Below are 15,614 nucleotides of genomic sequence, written 5' to 3'. Positions count from 1 at the left end.
AAAACAGGCTGCGGGGATCTGGTCCCTACGGCCTGTTTCTTTTTCTGCGTTTTAATTTATTGATGCGCGCGGCGCCGGAGTCTCATGCGGATCGCTCCGGCGAAGTGTTTACTGGGGTGTGACCGCCTCCTTTCTGGCTGATATAAAAGATGGCCTCTCGTTTGAGAGGCCATCTGGCTGGTGTTTATTCATATGGGTTGTGGGTGTTCGGGCAGCCTACGAACAGGTAGCAGTAGGTCACGCCGTCGCGCTCCGTCACGCCCACACCGATGCTGTCACCGTCTGGATCGATCATGGTTTCGAAGTGGCCGGGGGAGCTGATCCAGTTCTCCAGAGCGTGTTGGGCTGCATTCTCCGTGGCTGCGCCGGTGAACACGGTCAGGTTCACACCGAACCCGTAGGGATAGCCGCACGTCAGGGCTGCCTCACATTCCTCTTTCGTGTGATGCCAGCTATACTCCTTGTCGGAGATGCTTTGGGCTGCGTCCATCAGGGCTTCATTGACGGTCAGCTCCGCTACACCGTTCTCCCGGCGCGTCTCGTTGACCAGCCGCACCAGCTCCAACCGCACATCCGACACCTCACGTTGGTCCGGGCTGTCCCCGGTGGTGGGGGCCTGCGGTGCGTCTGGCCCCACGGTCAGCGTCAGGGCGCCGGTTTCCCCGGCCTGGTTGGAGGCGGTGATCTCCACGCTCCCCTCGGACTTGGCAACGGCCACCCAGCAGCTCATCACCTGTTCCACCGCCACCGTGTCCGGGTCGCTGGAGGTCACCGTGTACGCCGCCCCGCTGGGGCCGATTACAAGGCCGCTCCGTTCCCCCACTTCCAGTACAGCGCCCTTGTAGCTGCTCACCCGGATGGGAGGCGCCTCTGCCGCATGGGCTGCGGTGCCGGCCATCAGGATCCCGATCAGGATGCCTGTGGTCACCATCAGCACGTTCTTTCTTCTGCTCATACCGTTTTCCTCCTCGATGTTATTAGACTTTGCCTTTGCAAGCCCAACATATCAGAAAAGGTTTTGAAAGTCGAGCGGAAAGCGTTCGTGAAAAGGGAGAAATCAGCGTCTATTTTATGATTCGGGAATCAATTGGCCACCGCCACCACTTTCCAGCGGTTGTCCCGCTGATTGCGGACACAGGTGTACATGGTGATTTGGTCGTTGGCGGTGGGATTCAGGCCGGAGGTGTCATTTTCATTGACTTTTTCCACGGAGACCACCTCATAGGTTTTGGTCCCCAGCTTGGTGGTCAGGGTAACCTTGTCCCCGATCTCCAGCGTGTGGAGCTGCCCAAAATGGTTGTTGACACCCCTGTTGTGCGCTGCCACCGCAATATTTCCCCGCCATATGGAGGTATCCTCGAAGTGGCCGGCCCCCTTGGCCAATGTCTTGCTGTCCGTACCCTCATAGACCTTGACCGTCAGGTCGATGGCCGGGATTTTCAGGGTGGCCAGATACCCGCCCTTGTAGTAGAGATCATCCGTCACCTCCGTGTAGCGGGTAGAGGGGGCGGTCGTGTCGGGGACGGTCACGGAGCCAGTGGGACTTCCGGGCGTTATGACACTTGAGCCGCTCCCATTGACCACCGCCCCGGTGGCAGGAGCGCCGACGGGGGACAAGTTAGGCGTGAGATAGCTCCCGGTGTTCCTGGTATCCATGCTGGGCGTCCCAAAACCGGGTGGGATGAGAGCGGCGTTTTTGCTGACGTCCTCATTCTTTCTGGCACCGCCGTCCGCCGTATGAACTACCTCCACGGAAGTGGGTTTGCCATAGTCCGGACCGTCCGGGGCGTCGATGGTGTACTCCAGCGCGCTGGCCGGCAGGACCAGTCCCGCGGCAAGGCAGAGGGCAAGCATGGCTGTCATGGTTCGTTTCATGGTGTGTTCCTCCCATCAGGCGGACTCGCCGCCATCATCGTCCGCCTCACGGCGGCGCCGGATGAAGATTGCCGCTCCGATCCCCGCGCCCGCCAGAGCCACAATGCCAAAGGGAACCAGGACTGCCGCCCAGTTGAATTGGGTGGGGAGCTGGTCCTCCGGGGCTGTCACAGGCTGGAGGGGCGTGCCCTCGAAGATAGCCACATAGCGGGTCCGGTTCAGGGCGATCCGGCTGACCGTCCCGGTGTAGTCCGCCGTTACCGTATAGCCCTTGACGTAGCTGCTGGTGGCGGAGCCGGTATAGGTGGCCACCGCGGTAAAACGGTCCCCCAGAGCGTAGCCGTCTGAGGTGGCGGTATTGTCTGTCTGCCAGTCGATATCCTTGAGCGTCAGGGTCTTTCCGTTCTCCTCAATCGTCTTGGGGATGTACTGCGTATCCTGGCCCGCGAGGTTGGGATAGGACCGGGTGGCGCTGATCTCTTTCGTAGAACTGCCATACCCGGCCACCTCCACCCGGACGGTGTCCAGTTGGAGCGTCAGGGTGCCCATGAGTCCGTCATCGGTGACGAATTCACGCTCCTGGGGGAGCAGGTCAAGTACCGAGGCCATGTCCTTGTTCTTACTGGGGAGAGAGACGGTCTCTGTATGCTGCCGCTCCTCATGCTCGGGGAGCTCCTGCTTGAGCAGGTCTGTGAGCGTGTAGCGGAAGCCGTCCTGCTCAAAGTCGGACCGGGGGATGCCGGCAGGATCCTCCTCCGGGGCCAGGTCATAGATCTTCTTCAGCTCCGTACCATCCTCGCTCCGGGTCACCGAGGTTGGATAGCAGACCGCCGCAGTCTCGGCGGCAAGGGCGCTGACCGGCAGGGCCAGGGTCAGCATCAGCGCCGCGGCGCAAAGGCTGAATGCTCGTTTCATGGATGACCACCTCCTTACATACTCTCGCTATTCTGCGTAGACTCGGCCTGGTACTCCTGCTGGCGCTGGGGAAGTTGATACAGGGCCTGCTCATAGGCGTCCAGCACTGCCTGACGGAACTGCTGGCGGAACTCCCTCTCGCTGGGGAAGCAGGCGTCCCGGTACCCGCCGCCTGTGCGGTAATCCGGCATGGAAATGAAGGGCCCGTTCCCCACGTCCACCACCTTCAGGCCCCGGATGGTAAAACAGCCGTTCAGGTTGGCGGAGGCTTCCGCCAGGACCGGGCCGGAGGTATGGATCGCGTAGATGCGTACATTCACCTGGGTGGGCAGGACCTGTAAGCAATGCTCCTCCCGCGAGGAAATGACAGTGTTTTCTTCGTTCATGACAGCACTTCTCCTTTAGATTGTATTCTGGCAGGCGCCCTGTTTCGCGCGCCATTCCAGTCGTTTGTATGCCCAGGGAGTGATCTCCTGGGTTCTGGACCCGCCATCTTGGGTCACGGTATCCACCAGGTACTTGAGAACCAGAGGGTAGTGATAGGTCCGGCCCGCATTGCGGTACCGCCGTCTTAAATCCTCTGGCATAAGCCAGCCCACACCCGCGGCATATATCTGCTTGATCACCGGAGCGATATTCTGTTCACAGGAGGTTTTACAGCGCTCCGAAAGCGGCTTGGGTGCGGGGATGATCTGCCCGCCGTCCAGACAGTATCGGACGTCCAGATGCTCAGCCGCCGCCTGAGCCACTTCAAGCGCCTGCGTTTCATTCCGCCAAAGGGGCTGGACGATGCTGTCCGTCAGGAGGACGTCATACCCTGTCCGGTCAGTAGGAAAGAGCGGCAGGCACCGCACCAGCTGCAGGACCTGCACCCCATTGGACAGTCCAAACTCTTTCACTCTGTCATTGGGCAAACTGTGGTAATGCTCCAGCGCGTCCCGCCAGTTCAGGAACTGGGACAGCCGCCAGCCGGTCACGCCTTTGGGGTCATGCCCCAGCCGGAAATCGTCAATGGTATAAAAAGAAATCCTCATTTTCTTCTTGCTCCTCACTTCATCGTCATATCACCCATAGCTGGGTGCTCACTTTGCGTTTGTTCCATGCCTTTTAATTCCGCCAGTTTCTCCGCGGCCCAGTCCGGCAGAAACTGATCTTTCAGCACGCCCATAAAATCCGCCCGGTTCCAGCGGGTCATCTCCCCATCGCCCAAGCAGGTACAGCGGATGGAGCGTCCGATGGCGTGAGGACCGCACCCAAAACCGTCGTGGGCGTACCAGAGCATGGCGCCCTCATTCCAATAGGACTCTTTCAAGATGTCGGGAGAGAGGACCAGCACTTTGCCCTCGTAGTCCAGAGAGGAAAAGGAGTCTGGGTGGCAGTGCTCCGGTCCGAAAAGCCCAAGCGCCTGATACGCCTTGCAATACTGTGTGACAAAGCCATCCAGCACTGCCGGATGGCTCTCTACTACAAAATCGCTGTTGTGCCAGTGATCTGAGGGAATGCAAGTTCTCTTGGCCCATTGCTTATTCGCTGGGCTGAAGCGGCCATCCTGATCCTTTTGCTGGATCGTGTTTGACAGTACCCACGCGGTCCTTTTGTATCCATACTTTGCAATGACCTCATCCACACAGCCATTGTTCAGGTGCATCCCATCGAAGTTCTGGCGGATGCTCTCCTCAATGGCCCGCTTACAGGAAATATTGGCCTGGTGGCTGGCCCGCCAGAGCGCCAGTTCCCCCCGTTTCCGAGCCTCATTTGCGGAATAGGGATAGAGATATGTCTCAATCTCCATACACTACGTCTCCCAGAATCAGCCGCTCCTCCAATTCTCCGACACAGATCTCTGCGTCCCTGAACATCTCCAGCACCTCCTCCGGCACATCCCGCAGGTCATAGTCATAGTCCGCTTCGGAGATAGTCACCGTGTGTTCATCCTCGTCCACGCTGGCGCACAACTTGGCTTTTTCCGGGATGCCGGCTTCCTCCCGCAGATAGTCCGGCAGCTCCACCTCGTCCCCGCCCCCAAAGGGGCACTCTCCGTCACAGCCATCGCAGTGGCCGCATACTCTTGCCAGATGGACATGCAGGTCCGTGGCCAGCTTCTGGAGGGATCTGGCGGCGCGGAGCAGCTCCATGGCGGTCATGCGCTGCTTGAGCACCACCAGCGTGTCCTCCGAGGCGTGGAGCTCCACCTTGCCGCTGCTCTCAAAGCCAGAGAGCTTCATCGCTGCCGTGGGGATCTGGAGGCCTTTGGAAGTGGTTTCTTTTACAAATTTCATAGTCAGTCTCCTTCATATCAAAATCAAACAGATTCAGTTGGACCGAGGCCCGTTCCCGCTCATGCAGGTCGTAGTTGGCGATGAGCAGCTCGGCAAACTGGCAGTTGGGGTCATACCGCTGGCGGATGTTGTTCAGCCGGGTCACCGGCTCGATCTGGATGCCGGGGGCGTCGTACAGCTCCCGGACAAAGGGATCATCATTATAAGACAGCAGGAATTTCCCCTGAATGGACATCAGAGCATCCCGCAGACGGATGTGGTCTTTCTCTGTGAAGCCGTCCTCTCCGATATTTGAGTAGTAGCCCTCCGTGCAGTGGTAGGGCGGGTCGCAGTAGAACAGGCTCTCCGGCCGGTCGTAGTGCCGGATGAGCTTCTCAAAGTCCTTGTTTTCAATGACCACCCTGGCCAGACGGCGGTGGGCCTGCTCAATGAGCGGGAAATCCGCCCACAGATCGTGGGGCTGATTGCCGAAGCTGGTGAGGGCGGAGGCGTAGCTCTGGCGGATGATCTGATAGAACCACGCCGCCCGCTGGACTGATGTGGTTCCTTTTCGCCGCAGGGCCAGCCGCGCCCGGTCAAAATCCTCCCGTGCGTTCAGCACATACCGCAGGGAGCCCATGAGCAGGTCCGGCTTCTCCCGCACACAGCGGTACAGATTGGTCAGCAGGCCGTTGAAGTCGTTATAGACCTCAAAGTCGTTGCCGGGATTCTTATGGAACAGCACCCAGCCTCCTCCGCCGAAGACCTCAATATACCGCTCATAGTAGAGGGGAAACCGCCTGACCACCTCCTCCCGGAGCGCCTTCTTGCCGCCCACCCAGCTCATAAAGCTGTTCAAGAGCCATCACCCCCTTCCAGTGGGAGGCGGGTCTGGGCGGTGTCGAACACATCCAGCGACCGGGTCAGCCCACGGATCGCCGCGGCGATGCCGCCGATCCGGTGGGTCAGGTGGGCGATGGTAGCCCGCACCTCCTGCTCCGTGGCGGCGTAGAAGTAGCCGCTGCCATTGCTGGCGATGGGAACGCCCTCACGCCGCAGGGCGTTGACCGCGTCCCGCAGCTCCTTTCCCTTGATGCCAAAGGCACACTCCAGCTCCCGGCTGGTGGCGGCGTTGGAGGCGCCCGAATGGTAACGCTCCAGATGCTCTGCCAGCCGTTCCTTCTCCATGCTCGCTCCTTTCCGGGGCTGTCTTCCCGAAAATGGGCGCAAAAAAAGAAGGGGCCGTCGTCCCCATCGGGAAAACGGCCCCTATGTGTTAATAAATTGGTTACTGCTGTTCCATGTTCAGCCCCGCCTCCTCCGGGGAGCTCCAGTCACGAAGAAATTCCAGGTTATTTCTGGTGATGTAGGCGCTTTCGTCGGCGGTCAGGACATAGCCTGCCTCCTCCAGCAGATCCTCCCCATAGCTCTCTAAGTCGATGCAGCCGGAGTCCAGCAGTTCTTCAGATACCCCCGTCTCCAGCAACTTCCGCCTGCCGAAGTCCTTCAGGCCATCGCGGGGAACCCATTCATAGCAGTGCAGGTTCTGGCTGATGTCCAGGGCAAGACGGAGGTCACGGCAGTGCTCGAACTCCAGCGCAGCGGCAAAGCGTTCCATAAAGTGGGGCATTCCCTGCCCCTGCTCATCCAGAACATAGCCCAGATCGCTCCCGTCATTGACCAGTTCCAAGGCGCTGTCATACTGCTCCATCAGATTTCCCAGCTCCGGCAGGCTGCACCGGACATCCAGCAGCATACAGTTTTCCAGGCTTCTGGTTTTCAACTCATCCAAAGCCAGCGCCACCTCATCAGGCCGGTCGGTCATGGCGGAGTAGTCCGGCAGACGGAGCCACACCCCCTCCGGTACCGCCGAAGAGGCCAGCTTCACTTTCATACTCCAACCGTCATCCTCCGGGATGAGTCCCTGGCCGGTGTAACGAGGTGCGGAGGGGTGTTCCGGGTACTCCACATAGCAGTTTCCAACGAACAGGCCGGAGTGCCGGTCCTCATAGCGGCGGCCCAGCGCCTCCAGGTCCGCATAGTACATGGCGCGTTCCGGCAGATGGCTTTCGTGCCGTAGATAGAAGCTCCCCAGCTGCGCATAGCTCCCCGCGGGGAAGCAGATCTGGTAATCCTCCAGCGAAAGCAGGCAGTTGACTGCGTCCACGGCTACCTTCGGGTCCATGTGTAAAATGGCGGTTTGCAGTTCCCAGCCGGTCTTGCCCGCCAACTCCTCCAGCTTCCCGGTCCGCAGGATCGCCGCGGACAGTTGGTACTGTTCTTTAACAGAGAGCGTGTCAAGGCGCTCCATGATCCACCGCTGTTCCTGTTCCATGAGCGGAAGGCTCATCAAAAGATCCCGCTTCTGCTGGATGTTCATCATATCATCTCCATTCCTTGCTCTTCGGCCTGCTTCGGCTCAACAATAGAGAAGCTGCTCCACCGCCCGCAGTGCGGACAGGCCACTGTTCCAGTACAGGCGCCATCGATCTGTTCCTGCGTCACCTCACCCGGTTTTCCGCAGCACTCGTTGATTACAGTGACGAGACTAGCGTGTTCCAGCACCTCCGGCCGGTATTCCCGGTTAAACGGGATGAAGTTGACCCAGCGGGGGTTATCAAAGATGCGGCTGATATGGAGCTGTAGGGCCTTGTGCCGCACAGTTCGGGCGGAATCCTTGGCGTAGTTGTGTCGGCTCTCCCAGTCGGTCAGCGCCTCCAGAAGCTTCTGCTCCCCAGCCTTTTGGATGAGGGCTTCCGCCGCCTGGTACCACACGCCCTTCTCGATCTCACCCAAGCTTGTCTGTACGCCAATCCAGGCGCTGTATTGCTTATCCCGGCCGGCGCCGGTACTGGTTGGGTGGAACACACCATACCGCCATCGGATGTCCTCGAAGCTCAGGTGTTCCATGTCGATCTCGCTCAGTGAGTTGATTTGACCGTTTCGCAATACAATCCCTCCATTTTTGTGCGCTTATGGCTTACATCCCCGTCATCTGGGGACCAGCGAATTCTTCCCTCTGCGGCTTTCCGGTGAAGACTGGAAGCGGCCGTCCGTCTGTTCTGCGGATCAGGCCATACTCGGTGATCGCCCCGTTTCCCTCCTCCAGCATAGTCCTGCCAATTTGGGCGGCCTGGGGCGTCTGGAACAGTTCAGACGGCAGATCCGGGTATTTCTCCCGCGCCATCAGCTCCGCGTAGTCCCAGGTTTCCGCCACCTCGGGGAGCAGTTCATACTGCTCCGCCTCCTCCAGAAGCTGGGCGGCGTCCCCCAGGCTGGGCTGGCCGCTGGCCGCCAGGAGGGCCTTGTATCGGACAAACTCTGCCTCACTCCAGGACCGCTTTTTCTGGGCAAGCTCACGGGCAAACTCATTGACTTGAGCCAGGCCTCCGTCCTCCAGAGCCTCGTCGATGGTATCCCGCAGGGAGGGGATGAGCCACTCTGTGCAGTGAAACGCGCACTCCTCTGCGGAAACGGCCTCCACCGCTTCCACCGCCTGCCAGACGCCCTTGTCTATCGCTGGGAGGTTCAGGATAGCGGTCTTATCATTGTCGTACTGTGGGTCGTTGAAGAAACCCTTGCGGACCTCCAGCACCACTGGGGCCCCGGACCGCTGAAAGTAGGTTGTTTCCCCCGGCTGATATGCGTAGACAGGTCTGATCTCCCCGCCCAGCTCCGCATAGCCCCGTTTGGTGAACACACCGCCATGATCCTCCTTGTGCTGTTCGCCCAACAGCTTCAGCAGACTGGCTCGGAATTCGCTGTCTTCCTCTGTGGTATCCAGCAGGGCCATGGCCTCCTTGGAGAGCATCTCGTTCTCATACAGAAACGCCCCAAGCTCCTGAAGGTTGGAAACTTGAGGCGCCAGACAGCAGACGTCGGTATTGTAGGTCAGGTTGATGAGGTGCTCCAGGGAGACGGGACCCCTGCGACGGCTCCACTCCATTGCCAGCAGAGCTTCCATCCCCGTGTTTTCCTCCGGCGTCAGTGCGGTCAGCCGCTGGGCCAGCAGATTCAGGTCATATAGATTGATGTTCCTGCCGATCATGCCACGTTGAAGCCCGTCATACCCAACATAGAGAAGCTCATTGCCGCAGGATCGGCCATCCTTGATCCGAGCCTTTTGGAGTGCGTCGTGGAACTCCGACCAGGTGGCCGGCATCCGCAGGGAGACGGCTGTTTCATAGCCCTTGGGTTCGTTGTTGCGGATCTCCACTTCAAACATCTTCTTAGCCAAGGGTCATTCCTCCCATCGGCTCCTGCTCCGGAGCATTGGAGTGCTCTGTTTGAGGATAGAGATCATTCACCGCCTCCAGTACAGTGTTCAAATCTCTGTTTCGGGCGATGTTCGCCAGATCCTCTGAGTGGCAGTATACCTCGCCGTCTCTGCCTACCGCGCAATGCGTCTTCTGCTTGCCCCGTATCTTCTCCGAAGTCACCTCAAGGCACCCATCCTCAATGATGCGTGTGGAGAATCCCTTTTCCTTCAGACGCTCCGACAGCTTCTCATAAAATTGCTCTGTTGCCTGATCCAGTTCCATTTCACATTCCCCCCATTTGAAGCGCATCCTGCTCGTAGGCTTTCGGGTCGGCGCCGGGAACATCCCATCCCGCAAGGCTTCCGATCTCCATAGCCTGCCGCTGAACAGGACTGACGCCCAGGTTTTCATTCAGCTCATCTGCCAGTTCCACATTTCGCTCCTTATCGCCGGTATCCCAGTCCGAGGGATAGTAGCCGCTCTCGCCCCGCTTGATGCAGATGAGCTGGCCGGTGGTTTTCAGGATGGAAAAGCACAGCTCCGGCAGGCCCTCGGCCACCTTGGGGGCAAACCGTTCTTGCTCAGTCTGGATGCTCCAATCATCGCTCTGCCACAGATGGACATATAGCTCGCCGCCGTCCACTTCAATGGGCCGCTGCTCGAAGCCCTCGCCCCAGGCATCCGAAGCCTGTCCGGTGACATATTCTTTGAGCGTATCCAGCTCTTCGGGAGAGAGGGCGCCTGCCACACGGCATTCCGCCACACCCCAGAGCCGGCCATTCCGGCCTTCTGTGGTAAAGACCGCCGACTGAACCTTTTCGTTTACAGCATCATCCTCGCCATACCAGTGCATGAGGCCGCGCTTGGACTCCTCCGGCACACGATTTTTTACCAGGGCTGCCAGGACGCTCCCCTCATGATCCAGGAGCGTGCGGCCGTCCCACTCCTCGCTGTCCTCCGACATGTCCCCCCACTCGTCCCGGCCATAGAAATCAGCGGTGAGCGGCATGTACAGCTTCATAGTGGTGGGCTCGGGCGGCAGGACAGTGAAGCTGTCCTCTCCAATGATCAGGGCCAGACCGCTGCCATTGTCCCATTTCACATGGAATTGCCCAGTGTCATCGATGTTTTCCAGTGTGCCCATGGTACCGGACGGCACTGGGTGGTAGGGGTCTTTCATCTCTCTGAGCTTGATCCGGCTCCCTGCGGGGTACTGCTCCCGCAGAAAGGCCAGCCATTCTCTTGGCGGCGTGTTCATAGCGAAATTCCTCCCATTGTCATGCCCTCCTGGGGCGCATTTTCATAATCCTCCACCGGGCGGGGGTTTTCCTCGCCGTAGAGGTCGTACAGGATATCATCCGCCTGCTTGCGGACAGCTGGATCATCCGTCAGCGTTTCATACCGGAATCCGGTAGCGGGATGGTCCGGCAGTTCCTCCCGGATGCACTGGAGGTACGCCTCCGGGTCCGTATAATCCACCTGCTCGCCGCTGGCGAAGGAGACCCGGCCTATCACCGCAGGCTGCTCCGCCAAATTCTGCCGCTGGACACGGAGGTCGAAGGCCGTCAGATATGCCTGATAGTCGCCGGGAACAGGGTTGCATCGCAGACAGTAGCGGTAATTCTCCGTCTCTACGATATAGCCATAGTTGGCCGGCCAGCCGCCCACCTCTCCGCCATGGCCCCAACAATACTTGGTCATGCCGGCCAGATCTTTCAATACACTGGTTCGCAGCTCGTCCACGACCTCTTGTAACTCAGCCTTGAACTCAGGACTGTTCAGTTCCTCGGGACCTCGGGGCCACCAGGTGTGCCAGAACTCTTGTCCCCGGTGGCCGAAGTCCATTCGGACATGTCCAATGCAGCCAAGCCTCTGGTCCTCCTCCGGCGTCATGGCATAAAAAAGGGCCGCTTCATCGAAAGAAGCGGCCTTGATAGCAAATTTTCTGTCGTCCTGGGGATATTCCAAAGAATGTTCTTCACAAAACTGTTCCAGTGTCATTTCCTCGCCCAACAGGTGGAACGCACTGTTGACCCGGCGTGAAGCCGTTTCCTTCCGCTTAAGGGGGGTGGGGGAGAGTACCGTGCCGGCATGATACCTGGCGGTTTTGTCCACCAGGGCAATCTTTACGTTGGGGGACTGCCGCGTGCCCCGCAGGTCATAGCAGTACCAGTCCTTGGGGATCGTATCCCGCTGGATCAGCCAATTGGTAAACAGCACAGGGTTCCCAAACAGCTCGGCATGCTGCATGAAGTCCGTTCTGATGTTGATGCTCATAGGATCACCTCCAATTTTATAGCAACAACAATTACCACAAGTCACTGGGAAAGTCTACTATTTTTCGGTATCTACATAGAAATCTCCATTCCCTGTCCCTGCTCCTGTTCCGGCAGCTGGGAGAGACCCATGAGGCGTTCCGGGTCCACGATTACTTCCTCCTCGTTCCTACCCAAGAATACGGCATAGATGTTCTCTTTTTTGACCTGCGCCTCATATACCGTGCCATTTTGACCAAATCGATGAGCAAACCACTCAGCAACCTCACGGTTCAACGTCCACGAAAGCGCCTTAACATTTTGAGCGTTGTAGGAGGTCACGCCGCGGTAGACCGTTACCACATCGTCCAGGCTCTGGAACAGCCCACGCTCCTCCTCATCCATCAGCATCTGAGGGTCGATGGAGCGGAACATGGCCAGCAGGCTCCTTTTGCTGAGATTCGGGTCATCGTTGGGGGATTCTGTGCTGATCCACGCATACGAGAGAAACAGGGCCGCGTCCTGCTCGCACAAATACGGCGCCGCCAATTTCAAGTAACCCAACCGATACGGCTTGGTGACCAGCAGGAGCAGCCCCGCGGCAGTCTCCGCTTCATTGATCTGCTGTCTCACGTTTTCCCTCCAGGAGTGGAGCGCGCCGGGATCATCCAGCAGATTTCCAGCCGACAAGCTGCCGTCCTCATTGCGGATACCGACCAGTCCGCTGTCCGTAAAAGGGTGCTTGACAACCAGCGGCGATAGTTTCGTTGGCTGGATATCGAACCACAGCAGTGTGTGAGCCAGCGTCTTCAGGGCGGCAAGGTTGGTCTCCGCGGGCCACCCCCGTTTCTTCCCGCTCATCTCACACCCCCTTGGCGGCGGTTGAAATACTCACAGCCGGTATTTTTCTTTCCCATGGCCGCACCCCGCTCAGAACACCTGCTGGAGCGGCGTCTGGCCGTCAAAAGGGCTGCTCAGGCGGCGCACCAGGCCGAACTCCGTCTGACGGACGCCGTCCTCTTTCATGGAGTCCTCACCAAACTGCTCGAAATCCATATAGCCGTCTATGACGCTGATCAGCTCTTCATCCGCTCCGATACGCCGGAGTACAGACTGTCCGTATTCATAGCTTCCCTCGGTGATCCGCTCATAGTCGTCCAACTCCAGAGCAAGGCGCAGGGCGCCAGGGAAGTCCGCTGGCGGCTCTACCGACAGGACCGCCAGGTATTTCAGCAGGTCGCCGTCCGGCATCTCCCGGATCGTCCGCGCCAGTTCGTTGGCGCTCTCCACGCTGACACAGTCCATAGGGAGGAGGCCGGCCAGAGGCTCCATCTCACACCTGGTCTGGTAGATGGCAGCCTGGGCAAAGTCCTCGATCCCAAGGCTCCGCTTTGTCATATCCAGCTGGAGCTCCTCCGCTGGGAGATCCAGGCGGTATCTGATCTGGCCGTGGAGCAGATAAAGCTCAAAAATGGGTTTACTCTCCTGCACTTGCTGCTGTCCATCTTCCCGCCGCATCACATAGCCGCTGACAGTATAGGCGCCGCCGTGGCCGGCAAAATACTCCGCGCCGATTTTGGCAAGGTCCAAATACGGCCACGCTTCTTCGGGAAACCGTCGGTCGCCATGGAGCTGGCCGGCAACAACGACATATCTGCCCAGCTCCTCATCGGACCGCACATTGGGGACGAACGTGTACGCCTCCAACGAGTCTGAGACGCGGAGCACATCATCCAGGCTGCCGGCGCTCTCTGTGTCCAAAGCCCCGGAGAAGATATCCCGCTGCCGTTCGTCCATGCCGTCGATTTTCTCCGCCAGCCGGTTCAGCTTGTCAAAGGCGTCCGGATCGGTGAGACCGGCGCCTTTGAGGTGCTTGGCGAGGCTGGGGACGCCGCTGTCCACCCCAATGATCTGGACTTCTCCGGCATAGCGGCTGGCCGCGTCCAGCGCGGCAAACACTTCGTCCACCTCACCAGGAGTGGTAGGGAGCCGAAGAGGGACGCTCTCATAGTTGTCCCCGCGGGCCAGTTTTAACGTGATCATGTAAGTCCTCCCATCTGCGGCCCCTGTTCCATCCGCTCTGCCGGAATGTTCCGGGCCATGATCTCTTTCATTTCCGGCTTTGTTCCCAGATAGGCCACATAGCCCCGGTCCCCGAAGAGGCCGCCTTCCTCCTGGACACGGCGTTCCCCGTAGCTCTGGTAGTCGATGTAGTCCTCCAGACTTGGGTCCACCTCAAAATGGCCGGACTCCTGGATCATATACCGCCCGTATTCCTCCGTGGTGCTGATGTCCGGCACCACCGTGAACTCATGGAGATTCTCCGCCAGGGACAGGACCTCCTCCGGCGTCTGGGGCCAGACTATGTCGAAGACAGTATGGAACTTCTCCAATGCCTGTTCATCAAACGCTTGGAGGTATCTGGTCAGCGCGTTCAGGGTGTCCAGATGCTCATTTAGCGGGCATTCGTGCCCAAATATACCCCTAACCGCGTCGCTGACCTCGGCAAGTTTCAGCGTTGCTGTACATTGTTCCGGCCTGTCTACGCCCAGCCGCCGCACAGCACGGCTGATTTTGCTCTCCGCGCAGGGAAAATAAAGCATTTCCTGTTGTTCCGGGCGTCCATCCGCAGAAAGCATGACAGAGACCGTGCAGCGTGTGTAGTAATACTCCGGGAGGTGGCGCCCGTCATAGTCTTGTGACAGCCTCATGCAGTTGTCATACACTACGCCATAGGGGGTGATGACTCCATCTCCGCTCTCTATCAGGAGCAGGGCGGTTTCAGTCCCGTCCAGGCTGTCCAGTTCCTCCATTCTGGCGCTTCCGCCATTTAGGGTCATGTAGTGGTTTCGTCCAATACTCTCCAGGTCGGAAAAATCCGTGATGACCGTGACCTCCTGACAGGAGAAGGTCAGGTTGATGAGGTCGACGATATTGGAATAGTCATAGCTGACAGCCGCACTTTGGAACTGTGCCAGCTCCTGGTCCGTGAAGCTGTCCAGCCGCTTGGCCAGATAGTCCAGCTCATCCAGATTGACCCTGCTCCCCTCCAGCCGCTTCAGGATGGGCGGGCCATCCTGGACCTCCTGCACCTTGCAGTCACGGTTGACGGCATTTCCGATCTCCAGTGCCTCCAGCAGCTCCAAACAGTGGCCGTATTCCTCCTCCGGGATGGGGAACGGGATAGTCACCACGCCATATTCCGGGTGTACGGCATTGCTCAGCGCCATCTGCATCATGCTCTGCCCTCCAGTCTGTCAAAGGCCAGCATGGCCCTGCCGTAGTGGGCGATCAGCGCCGCGTTCAGGATCAGCTCCAAAGTCTTGTCTTCCACCAGTTTCCGGTCACACAGTTCCGGAATAGTGATGGTCCTCTGGCTCTGCCAGATCCCCTTTGCGGCCTGGAACAGCACATACTCCTGCTCGCTGAGTGTCCGCACGGCACTCCAGCTCCTGATGTCAATACCCCAGAGATCAAATATGCGGGGGATGGCGCAGCGTCGGAGTGTTTCCGTTACGGTCAGCAGGTACATCGCCGCCAGTGCCCGGTGATCGCTCCGGTGTCTGGCCAGAAACAGGGCGTAAAGTGCCAGCCGGTCAGTGTGAGCGGAGTCATAGTAAGCGATAGACCGTTTTCCCCGGAGCAGTTCCTGGATCCGCTCCCCAAGTGCGGTTCCCAGCCACTTCCGGTAAAATTCAGCGGCCAAAGATGTATAGGTGACGGTTCCAGCCTCGACACGCTCCTCCAGCCAGGGGCAGACCTCCTCCGTACAGCCACCGCGCCGGTACTCCGTACAGTGCTTGCAGACTACGTCTTCCGGCCGGTATCGGAACCGGCAGAGGACGGTTTGCCCTCCTCCTCGGGGAGAAAAGTTGGGCGGCGTCATCATCTGCCGCTCCAGTTCTGCCAGGGGTGTGTCCTTGAGAAAATACTTTGTCATACGCTTGTCCTTTCCGGACAGAGCAGTGATCCCGAAAAAGGGCGCCCAAAAAGGCCGTTTCCCTCTGCGGGATCACGGCCTCGTCCTGTTTTATAATTTACATACAGTTACT

19 protein-coding genes are annotated in these 15,614 nt (G+C 58.9%); all 19 read right to left on the bottom strand.

The window, feature by feature from the left end; genetic code table 11:
• Positions 1-184 precede the first annotated feature (184 nt).
• A complete protein-coding gene (locus L9O85_RS08005; protein WP_172697688.1) occupies positions 185-955 on the bottom strand; it encodes a CAP domain-containing protein in 771 nt (256 codons plus the stop codon).
• A 128-nt stretch (positions 956-1,083) separates the two neighbouring features.
• Positions 1,084-1,875, bottom strand: a complete 792-nt coding sequence (locus tag L9O85_RS08000) for a class D sortase (RefSeq protein WP_195384275.1) — start codon at positions 1,873-1,875, stop codon at positions 1,084-1,086.
• A gap of 15 nt (positions 1,876-1,890) precedes the next feature.
• On the bottom strand, positions 1,891-2,790 hold the full coding sequence (locus tag L9O85_RS07995) for a hypothetical protein (protein WP_024725291.1): 900 nt from the start codon (positions 2,788-2,790) through the stop codon (positions 1,891-1,893).
• A 14-nt stretch (positions 2,791-2,804) separates the two neighbouring features.
• Entirely contained in the window at positions 2,805-3,176 is a 372-nt protein-coding gene (locus L9O85_RS07990) for a SpoVG family protein (protein WP_055270843.1), read from the bottom strand.
• Between the two features lie 15 nt (positions 3,177-3,191).
• Positions 3,192-3,824: a hypothetical protein gene (locus tag L9O85_RS07985; protein WP_024725118.1), complete on the bottom strand. Its 633-nt coding sequence runs from the start codon at positions 3,822-3,824 to the stop codon at positions 3,192-3,194.
• Between the two features lie 14 nt (positions 3,825-3,838).
• Positions 3,839-4,582, bottom strand: a complete 744-nt coding sequence (locus L9O85_RS07980) for a DUF3849 domain-containing protein (RefSeq protein ID WP_024725119.1) — start codon at positions 4,580-4,582, stop codon at positions 3,839-3,841.
• The gene (locus tag L9O85_RS07975) at positions 4,572-5,069 is read right to left on the bottom strand and encodes a hypothetical protein (RefSeq protein WP_024725120.1); all 498 of its coding nucleotides are present in this window, start codon (positions 5,067-5,069) and stop codon (positions 4,572-4,574) included. Before L9O85_RS07975 ends, L9O85_RS07980 begins: the two co-directional genes overlap by 11 nt.
• On the bottom strand, positions 4,996-5,895 hold the full coding sequence (locus tag L9O85_RS07970) for a DNA adenine methylase (RefSeq protein WP_243280583.1): 900 nt from the start codon (positions 5,893-5,895) through the stop codon (positions 4,996-4,998). The genes L9O85_RS07975 and L9O85_RS07970 overlap by 74 nt, the downstream gene beginning before the upstream one ends.
• Positions 5,896-5,903: 8 nt before the next feature.
• Positions 5,904-6,236, bottom strand: a complete 333-nt coding sequence (locus L9O85_RS07965; protein ID WP_024725522.1) for a hypothetical protein — start codon at positions 6,234-6,236, stop codon at positions 5,904-5,906.
• Between the two features lie 100 nt (positions 6,237-6,336).
• The gene (locus tag L9O85_RS07960) at positions 6,337-7,431 is read right to left on the bottom strand and encodes a hypothetical protein (RefSeq protein WP_301578372.1); all 1,095 of its coding nucleotides are present in this window, start codon (positions 7,429-7,431) and stop codon (positions 6,337-6,339) included.
• Positions 7,428-7,997: a hypothetical protein gene (locus tag L9O85_RS07955; RefSeq protein WP_024725303.1), complete on the bottom strand. Its 570-nt coding sequence runs from the start codon at positions 7,995-7,997 to the stop codon at positions 7,428-7,430. Before L9O85_RS07955 ends, L9O85_RS07960 begins: the two co-directional genes overlap by 4 nt.
• A 31-nt stretch (positions 7,998-8,028) precedes the next feature.
• Positions 8,029-9,285: a hypothetical protein gene (locus tag L9O85_RS07950; RefSeq protein ID WP_195495288.1), complete on the bottom strand. Its 1,257-nt coding sequence runs from the start codon at positions 9,283-9,285 to the stop codon at positions 8,029-8,031.
• Positions 9,278-9,589, bottom strand: coding sequence for a hypothetical protein (locus L9O85_RS07945; protein WP_044942020.1), 312 nt, complete (start codon positions 9,587-9,589; stop codon positions 9,278-9,280). The genes L9O85_RS07950 and L9O85_RS07945 overlap by 8 nt, the downstream gene beginning before the upstream one ends.
• Before the next feature lies 1 nt (position 9,590).
• Positions 9,591-10,565: a DUF4314 domain-containing protein gene (locus L9O85_RS07940; RefSeq protein ID WP_195495290.1), complete on the bottom strand. Its 975-nt coding sequence runs from the start codon at positions 10,563-10,565 to the stop codon at positions 9,591-9,593.
• Complete coding sequence (locus L9O85_RS07935; RefSeq protein WP_195495292.1) at positions 10,562-11,584, bottom strand: LPD28 domain-containing protein; 1,023 nt, start codon at positions 11,582-11,584, stop codon at positions 10,562-10,564. Before L9O85_RS07935 ends, L9O85_RS07940 begins: the two co-directional genes overlap by 4 nt.
• Positions 11,585-11,655: 71 nt before the next feature.
• Positions 11,656-12,423, bottom strand: coding sequence for a hypothetical protein (locus L9O85_RS07930; RefSeq protein WP_172748952.1), 768 nt, complete (start codon positions 12,421-12,423; stop codon positions 11,656-11,658).
• Positions 12,424-12,492: 69 nt separating this feature from the next.
• Positions 12,493-13,605 (bottom strand): DUF6329 domain-containing protein, encoded by a 1,113-nt coding sequence (locus tag L9O85_RS07925; protein ID WP_172748953.1) that lies wholly within the window; start codon positions 13,603-13,605, stop codon positions 12,493-12,495.
• Positions 13,602-14,801 (bottom strand): antirestriction protein ArdA, encoded by a 1,200-nt coding sequence (locus tag L9O85_RS07920; protein WP_172748954.1) that lies wholly within the window; start codon positions 14,799-14,801, stop codon positions 13,602-13,604. Before L9O85_RS07920 ends, L9O85_RS07925 begins: the two co-directional genes overlap by 4 nt.
• Positions 14,798-15,502, bottom strand: a complete 705-nt coding sequence (locus tag L9O85_RS07915) for a hypothetical protein (protein WP_108979406.1) — start codon at positions 15,500-15,502, stop codon at positions 14,798-14,800. Before L9O85_RS07915 ends, L9O85_RS07920 begins: the two co-directional genes overlap by 4 nt.
• Between the last annotated feature and the right edge of the window lie 112 nt (positions 15,503-15,614).

It is taken from the genome of Lawsonibacter asaccharolyticus (assembly GCF_022453915.1).
Taxonomy (GTDB): Bacteria; Bacillota; Clostridia; order Oscillospirales; family Oscillospiraceae; genus Lawsonibacter; species Lawsonibacter asaccharolyticus.
Note: the sequence above shows the minus strand (reverse complement) of the source record. Positions and strands in the feature narration are given on the sequence as shown.